At 67.7% G+C, this 11,754-nt stretch carries 9 protein-coding genes, 1 tRNA gene and 1 pseudogene; 6 read left to right on the plus strand and 5 right to left on the minus strand.

What is annotated here, in order from left to right; all coding sequences use genetic code 11:
* Window position 1: 1 nt before the first annotated feature.
* The 3 genes from AC1DX8_RS07630 to mobF form a co-directional block, all read right to left on the minus strand.
* Window positions 2–1,180 (minus strand): alpha-hydroxy acid oxidase, encoded by a 1,179-nt coding sequence (locus AC1DX8_RS07630; RefSeq protein WP_477629317.1) that lies wholly within the window; start codon window positions 1,178–1,180, stop codon window positions 2–4.
* A gap of 78 nt (window positions 1,181–1,258) precedes the next feature.
* A complete protein-coding gene (locus AC1DX8_RS07635; protein ID WP_477629318.1) occupies window positions 1,259–2,026 on the minus strand; it encodes an IclR family transcriptional regulator in 768 nt (255 codons plus the stop codon).
* A 674-nt stretch (window positions 2,027–2,700) separates the two neighbouring features.
* The gene (mobF, locus tag AC1DX8_RS07640; protein WP_477629319.1) at window positions 2,701–5,928 is read right to left on the minus strand and encodes a MobF family relaxase; all 3,228 of its coding nucleotides are present in this window, start codon (window positions 5,926–5,928) and stop codon (window positions 2,701–2,703) included.
* 483 nt (window positions 5,929–6,411) lie between these two features.
* On the opposite strand from mobF, the pseudogene AC1DX8_RS07645 reads away from it, so the two are divergent.
* The 5 genes and pseudogenes from AC1DX8_RS07645 to AC1DX8_RS07665 all read left to right on the plus strand — a co-directional run.
* Window positions 6,412–6,546, plus strand: a pseudogene (locus AC1DX8_RS07645) (helix-turn-helix domain-containing protein); the annotation flags it as partial.
* Between the two features lie 75 nt (window positions 6,547–6,621).
* On the plus strand, window positions 6,622–7,176 hold the full coding sequence (locus AC1DX8_RS07650; RefSeq protein ID WP_477629408.1) for a hypothetical protein: 555 nt from the start codon (window positions 6,622–6,624) through the stop codon (window positions 7,174–7,176).
* Window positions 7,177–7,195: 19 nt separating this feature from the next.
* Window positions 7,196–7,903, plus strand: a complete 708-nt coding sequence (locus AC1DX8_RS07655; protein ID WP_477629320.1) for a hypothetical protein — start codon at window positions 7,196–7,198, stop codon at window positions 7,901–7,903.
* A 263-nt stretch (window positions 7,904–8,166) separates the two neighbouring features.
* Window positions 8,167–8,367 carry a helix-turn-helix transcriptional regulator gene (locus AC1DX8_RS07660; RefSeq protein ID WP_477629321.1) on the plus strand — a complete coding sequence of 67 codons (201 nt, stop codon included), beginning with the start codon at window positions 8,167–8,169 and terminating at the stop codon, window positions 8,365–8,367.
* 5 nt (window positions 8,368–8,372) lie between these two features.
* Window positions 8,373–9,788: a tyrosine-type recombinase/integrase gene (locus tag AC1DX8_RS07665; protein ID WP_477629322.1), complete on the plus strand. Its 1,416-nt coding sequence runs from the start codon at window positions 8,373–8,375 to the stop codon at window positions 9,786–9,788.
* Window positions 9,789–9,954: 166 nt separating this feature from the next.
* Here AC1DX8_RS07665 and AC1DX8_RS07670 read toward each other — a convergent pair.
* Window positions 9,955–10,035 (minus strand) — tRNA-Tyr (locus tag AC1DX8_RS07670).
* A gap of 101 nt (window positions 10,036–10,136) precedes the next feature.
* On the opposite strand from AC1DX8_RS07670, the gene AC1DX8_RS07675 reads away from it, so the two are divergent.
* Window positions 10,137–10,637, plus strand: coding sequence for a YajQ family cyclic di-GMP-binding protein (locus AC1DX8_RS07675; RefSeq protein ID WP_477629323.1), 501 nt, complete (start codon window positions 10,137–10,139; stop codon window positions 10,635–10,637).
* Between the two features lie 86 nt (window positions 10,638–10,723).
* Here AC1DX8_RS07675 and AC1DX8_RS07680 read toward each other — a convergent pair whose 3' ends face one another.
* On the minus strand, window positions 10,724–11,686 hold the full coding sequence (locus AC1DX8_RS07680) for a serine/threonine-protein kinase (RefSeq protein WP_477629324.1): 963 nt from the start codon (window positions 11,684–11,686) through the stop codon (window positions 10,724–10,726).
* Window positions 11,687–11,754 lie beyond the last annotated feature (68 nt).

Raw genomic sequence — 11,754 nt, forward strand, 5'->3', positions numbered from 1 at the left:
CCTAGCGGGGCGGCACGACGAAGAAGTTGTCCCGACGCACGATTGCGTCCGACCGTTCAAGGTCAGCGACGGATGCCGCGCCCATCGCGTCCATCGCTTCGACGACGCCAGAACGGATGATCTCGAGTACGCGGAACACGCCTTCTTCGCCGTCGACCGCGAGGCCATACGCGACAGCCCGCCCGAGCAACGCGACCCTCGCCCCCAGAGCCACCGCCTTCACCACGTCGGTCCCTCGTCTGACTCCACCATCGATGCTGATGGGCACCGGGCGTTCCAGTGCCTCGGCTATCGCGGGAAGGTAGCGAATCGCAGACACGGTGCCGTCGAGGTGGTTGCCGCCGTGGTTGGACAAGCCAATGGCGTCTGCGCCTAAGTCCTCAGCGATCCGTGCATCGCGCAGCGAGTTGATCCCCTTGAACATCAATGGACCGTCCCACTTCTCCCGCAGCCACGCGAGATCGTCTCTGGTCGCGGGAGGGGTTCGTCGCATCATCTCGAGTGCCTGCACAAAGGTCGGCTCCTGACCGTCCGCCCCGGCCAGGTTCGGGATCCTGAGGCTCGGCAGGGTGCCGCGCCGCAGATATTGCAGTAGCCACAGGGGCCGTGACACACCGGAGGGCCCATGGCGCAGAATGCTGCGCGCCGTCCAGCTGGAAGGCAGCGACGAGGCGGCTGCCCAGTCGCGTCGTGGTGCGGAGCGCGATAGATCGACGGTGACGATGAGTCCCTTCGCGCCTGCCGCGGCGGCGCGTTCGAGGCGAGCCTCGATGTCGGCCCGGCTTCCCAGCCAATACAGTTGGAAGTGCAGGTTCTGAGTGATCTGACCGATCTCACTGACGGGCTTGCTCGCGAACGAGCTCACCGACATCGAGACGCCGATGCGGGTAGCCGCCTGGGCGATGGCAAGCTCACCATCCGGATGGAGCCCCAGAGCTCCGACGGGAGACACGATGGCCGGAAAGCTGAGCGGCTGCCCGAGAAAGCTCGTCGACGGGTCGACCGTCTCAGGCTTGTCGAAGGCGCTTGGCATCAGCGCCAGCTCGCCGAAGGCGTTGCAGTTATCCTGGAGCGACAAGCCTTGCTCGCGCCCTCCCTGGAGGGAGGAGAGGACAGGCTTCGGCAGCCGCCTGCGTGCTTGTTGTTCAGCCTGAGCGACTGTGTCAAACCGGGAGCCCATCGCTACCTCCTGTGTCGACACACTAGGCAGCGCTGGACGGCGTGTGCCGACGCGTTCCGTCGGACAGAACCTTGAGGCCTAGACAGGCCGAGCCGGGTCGTAGCGGGAGAGCTCGCGGGTTATGCCTGCCGCTGCGGTCTTGACCGCGGCCGAAAGCCGACTGGGCACGAACTCGTCCGCCTTCACCGACACAGACAAGGCTGCACGGATGTGCCCACGCACGAGAATCGGCGCGGCAACGCACGCTCCGCCCAGGACAGCTTCTTCACACTCGGTGCCGAAGCCAACGATGCGGATGCCCGACAGCTGGCTCCGGAGCACCTTGGGATCGGTGATCGACCGCGCCGTGAGCCGACGCAACGGGCGCGACAGAACGTCGTCGATCACGGCGGTCGTCGCATAGGCAAGCAGGACCTTGCCCACAGCAGTGCAGGTTAGCGGTAGGCGCCCGCCGATTCGAGACGGGAAGTCTGCCTCATGCCCGGACCCGAACTTCTCGACGTAGACCACCTCGAGTCCGTCACGCACTCCCAGGTGGACTGCCTGGCTCGTGCCTTGGAAGAGGTCCTTCATGTACGGCACGGCCGCGTCACGGAGCTCCCCACGCACCGGCACCAAGTCGCCGATCTCGAAAGCAGCCATACCGATACTGAACCCGTCATCGTGCTCCGCGAGCATCTCGAGCTCGACCAGTGCCTTGATGAGCCGGTGCGTTGTGCTTTTGGGCATGCCCGTGCGAGCCACGATGTCAGAGAACCGCAAGGTGCCTTCGCTGCGCCGGAACGCCTGCATGACGCGCATCGACTTCTCGAGCATGCTTGAGTTGTCGTCATTGGCGCCGGCCACGAGCCAATGCTAGTCCTCACTGGGCGACTCGGAGGGCGGTTGGTCGCGGAACGGGGGCGAGCTTCTATCCGACCAGCGTTGTACAACTGTGTCCGGTTCACCCTGAAGCGCTTGGTATCGGAGCCACCCCGGGCGCCTTTGAGGTGACCTTTGCGGAGCGGGGCATCTGATTGCCGGTCGCGTGGACGCCCGCTCCGCTGGCCCAACAAAGCGACGCACCCCGGCGTTGGCGTCACTGGGCTGCACGGCGATTGTGTCGATGTACAGGGAGGCCCCTTTGGCGGTGGGCCCGAGCGCGGATCCAGCGGCGGCGCTGCCGTCAAGGGGAAGGTCGAGGTCAGCGTGCGTGCGGCTGTCGCAGGTGACGATCTGCCCCTGTATAGGCGTCAAAGCAGGCGACCATCGCTTCAGGCATTCGGCCCGCCAGCGCCCTGTAGGTCGCAGCAGGAAGCCTGGATCGAGGCGCGAAGGTGGCGAGACGTTGCACGAGATGTCGCACGTCACGTCGAAAAGGCCCCACTAACCTGCGGCTTCGCGTCTATCTGAAGATCGGAAAGCAGCGGGTCGACACAGGTAGTCGACATCGGTGACACCCAGGGCTCTCTGGCGCGACCTCATCGGGCCTGGCATTGATTGGCCGGTCCGCTGGAAGTCAGTCCCAGTCGGGGACGCCGTTACAGCGTGACAGTCGGTTCGTACCGGATCCGTGGGCCCCACTCTCGGCGGGTGTCGTGATCGGCGTTCCAGGAAGCGAGTCCGGCGTCCACTCCAGCCAGCAGCGGCTGGTCGGGCTTACGCCGTTCGCTGGCGGTCTGCAGTGCAGCTCGCAGGTCGAGACCCAACTGTTCAGCCAATCGCATCCGCTCCAGTGTGGGGCGCCAGCGATTGGCAGCCTTGGCCGCTTCGATGTGCTCGGGCGCGACTCCCGCGGCGAGCAGCAGGTCGGTGTATCGCTGGCCGCGCCGGTGATGCTGGATGGCTGCGCCTTCGGCGTCTATTCGGGTCGGGCTGCTCGCCGCGGCAGCCTCATGCTCGCGGGTTTGGGTTGCCGACACATCGGCACCGGTCGTGGCGAGCACCTTCTTGAGCACCTCCTTGACCGGGACCGGGTCCGCGAGGTCGTGTGCCGTATCGGCGTCGGGGTCGTAACTGGTGTCGACGTAGAACCGGTTGGCCTCGCGGCCACGGGTGGCCATCACGTAGAGCGATTCCCGAACGGTCGCTGCACTGACGTAGACGTGGCAGGTGTCGACGGTTCGGCCTTGAGCTCGGTGGGCCGTGGTCGCGTAGCCGAGTTCGACGTGCTCGCGAACGTACTCGGCCGGCAGCCAGCTCGCCGCTCCTGCCTTATTGGTGCGGTGGACCGTGAGCGACCCGTCGTCGTGGACGGCGGTGACGGTCCACTGGTCGCCGTTCTTGACCCACCCACCAGCGGCGTGCAGGTCGCGCTGGTTGAGCCGGGTGACCACGACGTCACCGGTCCCGATCGTGGTCCCGTCAGCCGTTGCGACCCCATCGCCAGCGACGTGACCGGTGGCGACGAGGTCGGCGCGGGCGCGGGCGTTGAGCTCGGCCACCGTGACGGCGTCGGCCGCCACCATCAGTGAGGTGCGGCCGGCGCGAGTGTCGGCGCGCCAGGCCTGGTAGATGGCCTCGATCATGGTGTCTCGGTCGCCGTCCTGGATGCGGCCATGGTGGAAGTAGGGGTGGGCGGCGGTGGGTTGGCCGTCGCGCAGGGCCAGGCTGGCTTTGCGTTCCCATTCGTGCCGGAACCGCCGCACGTCAACCAGCTCGAGCGCGTCCGCGCGGTCGGTGACCAGGAGCCGGAAGGCGCCGCCCGCGGCGACCGGGGACAGCTGGGCCGGGTCGCCGACCAGCAACACCTTCGCGCCAACTTCCCGGGCGTGCGCGACCAGGGTGTCCAGTTCGAGGGTGCCGGCCATGGAGGCTTCGTCGACGATGACCAGCTGGCCGCGGCGCAGCCGCCACCGGTCCAGCTCCGCCCTGACCTGACCAGCGCGGCGGGTGATGGCGCGGGTCCGCAGGGATGGGCTGGCGACACGCAGCTTGCCTTGGAGGGAGGCCAGCTCGGCAAGGCGCTGGTCCTGCCGGCCCTGTTCGGTGAGCCACTTGGCGGTGTTCTCCGTCGGCACCCCGACCGCGTCCGCGAGGACCTCCGCCGCGGCGGCGGACGGGGCGAGCCCGACCACACTCCCCCGCCCGAAAGCCGCCTCCCACGCGGCACGCACCCCGGCCATGGTGGTCGACTTTCCGGTCCCGGCCGCACCGACCAGCACGTCGAGGGCGCGGCCGGAGGTGACCACGCGGCATACCGCTTCGGCTTGTTCGACGGTGAGCCGGCGACCACTTGCCCGCTCCGACAACGGCGCACCAGCTGTCGCCGCGGCCACCACTGCGGGCACTTGGGGTCCCTCGGTGGTGCGGCCTGCGGCGAGGAGCCGTTCCTCCGCCTGCAGCACCCGGGTCGTGGTGTAGATGGTGGCGTCACGGGCCCGCAGACGGGTGGAACCGTCTGCGCGCTGGAGTGTGGCGGGGACGCGCCCGACGTCTGGTGGGGACAGCTGCACCGAGGCCTCCAACGATAGGGCGGTGACTCGTTCAGCCGCATGGGCGCGCTCGTGCGGGCTGGTGAAGCAAACCCCCTGCAGCTGCCGCAATGCCTCTGCAAGCACGTTGGAGCGGGTGAACGTCGCCCGCCGGGCGGCGACCGCATCCACGATCACGGTCGCGGCGTCCTTGAGCATTCCGTCCTCGAGGTCGGCCGCACTCAGGGCAGGCACGTCGCACCGGTCAGCCAGCGTGGCCACCCAAGCCTGCGGCTCCTGGTTCAGGTGCGGCTGGGCTCGGTGGCGCCAGCCGCGGACCAGCTCGATCAGCGGCCGCGGCTCCTTGGCAGGTCGCGTTTGCAGGGTGGCCTGCTGCCGTAGCCGGATCACCTCAGCCGCAGCGGGCTGCCGCCCGCGGGAGGCGGCGAAGCCCGCGATCAGGTCCTGGGTGGCGGCGTTGATCGCCGTCGAGCGCTGCGAGAACTCCTCCCGCAACGCCTTGCCCACTCCGGTCACCTCCCACGTCGGAGACGTGGAGCGGGCCCGGCGCTGGGCCTCCCAGCCCCACCCCAGATCCGCCGTGAGCTCGTCCATCAGCGCCCCGTTGTAAAGCTCCGAGAGCGCGACGTTCGCCTTGAACAACGCGCGCGAGTCCAGGGTGCGCCACGCCCCGTCGGAGGCCGCCTGTGCCCGGTTCAGCACCACCACGTGGGTGTGCAGCTGCGGGTCACCCGCGCGGGAGTCCCAGTGGTCAAACCCCGCCGCGACCACGCCACGGACCGGTTCGCTGACCACCCCGCCGCGCCCGGTCCGGGTGGTGAACACCTCCCGCTCCGCGTACCCGATCACGAACTCCAAAGCCCGCTGGTGCGCCGCGTAGATCCGCTCCCGAGTCGGCCCATCCGCAAGCGCCCACGCCACCGACACACTCTTCGGGGCCGAGAACGTCAGGTCGAACCCAGCCACCGTCCGCGACGCCGGACGCCGCCTGCCCGCCGCATCACGACACGCGGGACGATCCGCGATCGGGGCACGCCCCAGCGGTTGACCAGTGACCGGGTCCTGCAACATCCCGAGCATCCGCCACAGCTGCTCCTCGGAAACGACCGACCCCGACTCGACACCCCTTCCACCGGCCAGACCAGCCAGCCCGGAGCCGAGGAACCGGCCCGGCGGGGTGCCCTCCTGCGCGTAGTACGCCGTCAACGGATCCGCCGTCGGACCCTCCCGATCGGCACGCGCTACCGACGACATCAGGTACCGGAACCCGGAACCCAACGTCATCCGCCGCATCGACATCGTCACGCCAAGGCAACGACCACGACGGGGCACCATCGGACCCGGCCCACCTTGGTGCCTGACGTGTGGCACGAGAATGAGGGCTGGATCAGGGTGGTCGGCTGGGCGTGGCTGCGGGCGAGTGGGGTAGGGCGGGCATGACGGGAGACAGGCGGGGGCATGGAGTCTTGGCGTCGGCACGTGAGGCAGTGCCGGAAGGGCGTATCGATGGGTCACCGGTGAGGATCGGGATTGGCCAGCTTGGGCCGAGGGCGAGTCGAGGGAGGCGCTCCGGCTGCCCGGGGTAGGACCACGCACACGTCGTCGGGCTTCGAGTTGGGCTGTCGTGACAGAGCCGGGTCCTCAATGTCGGCCCTAGTCGGGTCATGCTGGTCGCACGGCGCCTTCGTCCGGTCCGGTGGGCGAGGCGCCCGTTGTCGGCGTCGGCCCCGCGCTCATTGCTCACCAACGCTTGCTGGAAACCTATAAGTCCTTATACGATTGCTGCAAACCTCTAAGAACTTATAGGGAAGTGGCAACATGTCCGATGTGCATGTGAGTGTGGCCGAAGCTGCCGAGATGCTCGGCGTCCATCCGCAGCGCATCCATCAGCGAATACGGGAAGGCTCCTTGCCTGCGGAGAAGGTTGGGAACCAGTGGGCCGTCGAGACGAACGACCTGCTTCGCATCAGACACCACGCCGGGCCTGGGCGTCCGCTGTCGTCGAAGTCCGCATGGGACCTGCTCGCCGTGGCTGCCGGTGACCAGGCCGCCTCAAAACTAAGCCCCTCGGCCAGGTCCCGAGCCCGGTCGCGGCTAGCGCGCCTGCTCGCCCTCGCCTCCTCCGCCGAGCTCGAGGACGCCGCGGCCCATCTCGTACACGCTCTGCGTAACCGGGCTGAGCGCGCCCTCTTCGTGGCTTCCCCGCGCGACCTGCCGGACGTCCGAGACGACGAGCGCGTCCACCTGTCCGGCGTCTCGCTTCCCGACTCGAACATGTCCGTCGGTGCTGTCGCCGAAGGCTACGTGTCCGCCGACGACGTCGACGCCCTGGTTGACGACTACCTGCTCTCCCCCGCTTCCCGCTCCCGAGCCAACGTAATTTTCCATGTCGTGCATGCCGACGACATGAACCGGCCACTCGTCGCCCTCGACGACATCGCCCGCTCCCCGCTCGCGCTCGCTGCCGACCTGGCCGAGCACGACGGAGTCCGCGAGAAGAGCGAAGCCGTCCGCTCGGTCGCCGACGTGCATGCCTGGTTCGTCGCCCGCGGGGCCCGCGTCGTCGGAGCAGACAGTGGCTGACCCCGTCGAGCTGCCTGCCATGAACGAAGCCCAGACGCAGTCTTGGCATGCCCTCATGGATCTCTACGAGCGCCTTGACTCCGACTGGGCCCTCATCGGCGGTCAACTGGTGCACTTGCACTGTGCCGAACGCGGTGTCTCGCCAACGCGTCCGACAAACGACGTCGACACGGTCGTCAACGTCAGAGCCTCCCCAACGATGCTCGTGACCTTCACCGGCGCGCTGCGCGATATGGGCTTCACCCCTGACATCTCCGGTGACGGCATCCAGCACCGCTGGCGCCGCGACCAGGCCCAGATCGATGTACTCATCCCCGAAGGTGTCGGCGAACGCGCAGCGTCCCGCATCGGCGCCGGAGGAGCCCCGACCATCTCAGCGCCCGGCACGACGCAGGCCCTAGATCGCAGCGAGCCAGTCATCGTTGTGGCCATGGGCCGCACTGGCACCGTCCTGCGCCCGAACCTTGTCGGAGCCCTCGTCGGCAAGGCCGCGGCCCGTACCGAGATCGCCTCGGACCGGGCCAGCACGCGCCACTGCACCGACTTCGTTGTCCTGGCCAACCTCGTCTCGGCTCGCGACTTCCGGCAGACTGAGTTGGTGAAGAAGGACCGCTCACGGCTGCGCAAGATGCTCACCTATTGCCGCAAAGACGACTCCGCGATGTCTGTCGAGAACGCCGTCGAGGCCCTCGACCGACTGGAGCGGGCAGCGAAGTTGAACGGCTAGGCCGGTACTGCTGCCTCTTCGTCCACATTCGCTTCTTCATCACTATCGCTTTCACCACGCTGATGATGAAGATGCTTCATGTCTTCCCAGGACCTGATCTGCGACAAGTCCTCAGCTGTCGACGCACCGCACCTTCAGCAGTCCCTTTGCACCCTCTCGGCATGCGCGCTGACTTTGATGAGACCGCTTGTCGGCGTCGGCTGCATATGGTGCCCCGGTCGCCGCGTTGTCTATTCATAGCCGGTAGCTGAGAAGGGGCAGCCATGTCTGAGGCGAAGCGTGTGGAGCGGATCCATCTGACGGTCAGGGACGTCTGCGCCGAGTTGGGTGTCGCCCGTTCGACCTTCTATGACTGGCGGGCCGCCCACAAGGCGCCGCCATGCCTGAAACTCCCCAACGGGGATCTCCGAATCAAGCGGGTGGACTTCGACCGCTGGCTTGAGTCGCTGGAGCAGTCGGCCTGATACCCATGAACTCGACGCAGTCCTTCGAGGTTCGGGTTTGGGGCGTCCGCACCTACAAGGGCAAGCTCAACACGACTCATTCGGTTCGGTGGAGGGTCGCAGGAAAGTCATTCCAACGGACCTTTCGCACGGTGAAGTCCGCGGAGTCCTTCAGGGCAACCCTCTTGGTCGGCATTCGGAACGCGGAACCCTTCGACCTGGACACAGGCCTTCCGGCGCAGGCGGCCCGGGCGGTCATCAGTCCCAGTTGGTTCGAGCACGCATGTGCCTTCGTCGACACGAAGTGGGCGCACGCCTCGCCCCAGCACCGGCGGGGGCTTGCCGACGGGCTCGTCACGGCCACCTGCGCGGCCCTTCCGGCCGGTGGGCCAGATCCAAGAGTGCTTCGCCGAGCACTCGCCCACTGGGCCTTCAATACCGGCGCGAGGAGGTCGCAGGGGACAGGAGCTTCTCCTCCCGACGAATTCTCGGCGGCGCTCGCGTGGGCGTTGCGTCGATCGCCCACTCTTGCTGAAATCGCCGAGCCCTCGCGGCTGCGCCCCGTTCTAGATGCGCTCGCGCTTAATCTCGATGGTGGAGCGGCGTCGCCCAGCACTGTCGCGCGCAAACGTTCGGCGCTCTACAGCGCTTTCGAATATGGCGTCGAGGTCGGCGCCCTTCCCGGGAACCCGATGGACAAGGTGAAGTGGAAGCCGCCGGCCCACACCGACGTCGTCGACCGTCGCGTCGTCGTCAATCCCGGTCAGGCAAGAGCGCTGCTCGCCGAAGTGAGGCGCACCTATCCCTCTCTAGAGGCCTTCTTCGCCTGCATCTATTACGCCGCACTGAGGCCGGCGGAGGTGCGCCACCTCAGGCTCAAGGACCTAGAACTCACACACGGTCAGCCGGGCTGGGGCACCCTGCACCTGGTCGGGTCGACTCAGACCACCGGTGCTGAGTGGACGGACAGCGGACTGCCCACAGAAGATCGCGAACTCAAGCACCGCGCCCGTCGCGCGACCCGGCTGGTGCCAGCGGTACCCGAACTCGTCGAGATCCTGAGCCGACATAGTCAGCAGTTTCCACCAGGCGTCGGCGGTCGCCTCTTCGTCACCCGCGCGGGCAGAGCTGGCGTGCCCGTCGCCCCGCCATTTGCGAGTCCGCAGTCGATGGGCATCGTGTACCGGGTCTGGGACCGAGCCCGTCGGTCCGTGTTCACCGACGATGAGTACGACTCGCCACTCGGCAGACGCCCCTATGACCTGCGGCACGCGGCCGTCTCGCTGTGGCTGAACGCCGGCGTGCCGGCAACTCAGGTCGCGGAGTGGGCGGGCCACAGCGTGAACGTGCTCCTCCGTGTCTACGCCACCTGCATCTCGGGGCAGGACGAGTCTGCGCGGCTACGGATCGCGTCAGCCCTGCAGCCGCCGGAGAGTCAGTGAACGTGTCGACCTGGGGCAGGGCTAAGGGGCGGGATTTCCCCGCGATTTCCCCGCGGATACCCGTAGAAGGCCGCCAATGGCCGCCGTCAGCCGGACACGAGACGGGGCGACAAAGAAGGCCCCAAACCTGCGTTTCCGCTGGTCAGGGGCCTTCTTGAGCACTGGGTGGCAGGTGAAGGATTCGAACCTTCGAAGCTTTCGCGATGGATTTACAGTCCACTCCCATTGGCCGCTCGGGCAACCTGCCTTGGTGCGCGTGGAAGGATAGCAAGGACAACCACGAATGCCGAAACCGGTGGTCCCCCGACCGGGTGACTGCCGTGTGACGCCCAGGAAGGACACGCCACCATGGCCGACAGCTCGTTCGACATCGTCAGCAAGATCGACCACCAGGAGGTCGCCAACGCCCTCAACAGCGCCTCGCGCGAGGTGGCGACCCGCTACGACTTCAAGAACGTCGGCGCGTCCATCGAGGCCAGCGGCGAGGACAAGGTGGTCATCAAGGCCAACACCGAGGAGCGCGCCAACGCCGTCCTCGACGTGTTCCAGACCTGGCTGGTCAAGCGCAAGGTCTCGCTCAAGCACCTCGACGTGCCGGAGCGCGGTCCGCAGCTCTCCGGCAAGGAGTACCGCCTCGAGGTCGGCCTCCAGGAGGGCATCTCGCAGGAGAACGCCAAGAAGGTCGGCAAGATCATCCGCGACGAGGGCCCGAAGTCGGTCAAGTCGCAGATCCAGGGCGACGAGCTGCGCGTCACGAGCAAGTCGCGCGACGACCTGCAGGCCGTCCAGGCCCTGCTCAAGAGCAAGGACGACCTCGACTTCGCGATCCAGTTCACCAACTACCGCTGACCTTCGCGCCCACAGGCGCTGACGAGGCGGTGGTATGCCGCCGTCCCCGGCCGGGGACGGCGGCATACCTGTCCGTGGTGGTTGTTCTAGGCGGTGCCCTGCTCGGTCTGCATGGCCATCGTGGGGCCACCCAGGTCGGGGAACCGGATCACCGAGCCGTCGGTGTCAGGTGAGTCGTCATCGACCCAGCTGTCAAGCGCGCTGGCCAGCCCCAGGGCGAGCCCGGCCATCTCGTGGTCGCCGATGCCGACCCGGGACGCGACCTCGCGTGCGTTCGCGGGCCGGTCGGCGGGGTTCTTGGCGAGGCAGTCCGTGACGAGGGACGCGAGGTCCTCGGGCACCCCCTCCGGGAGCGGAGGCGGGGGTTCGTTCACGTGGCTGAGCGCGGTCGCGACGGGCGTGCCACGGTCAAAGGGCTTGCGGCCGGAGAGCATCTCGTGCGCCACGACACCCAGCGCGTAGAGGTCGCTCGCGCCGGTCGCGATCTCACCCATCGCCTGCTCGGGGCTGATGTAGTCGGGGGTGCCGAGCATCTCGCCGGCCCTCGTGTGGCCCGCGGCGTCGAGGGCGCGGGCGATCCCGAAGTCGGTGAGCTTCACCAGGCCGTCGGGACGCACGAGGATGTTGGCGGGCTTGACGTCGCGGTGGATCACGCGAGCCTCGTGGGCCACGCCCAGCGCCATCGCAGCCTGACCCACGAGCGAGCGCACCTCTGCCGGGTCGAGGGGGCCGCGGCGCTTGAGCAACATGGACAGGGGCTCGCCCTTGACCAGCTCCATGACGAGGAAGGCCAGGCCGTCGTCCTCGCCGTAGTCGAAGAGCGTGGCGATGTTGGGGTGCAGCAGGGCTGCCGAGTGCACCGCCTCGTCGCGGAAGCGGAGCGCGAAGAGCTCCTCGTGACCGGTGTCGGGTCGCATCACCTTGACGGCGACGGAGCGCTGCAGCACCTGGTCGGTGCCGGCCCACACGTCGGCCATGCCCCCCGACGCGATGCGGGCTCCCAGCACGTAGCGCTCACCGAGCACCAGGCCTTCAGTCAGTCGGTTCATCGAGGAACACCCATCCAGACCTCCGTAGACGGAGCTGAACGTCAACTGACATCCCGAGGGCCTCGCCG

The organism is Pedococcus sp. P2_A3 (genome assembly GCF_056405035.1).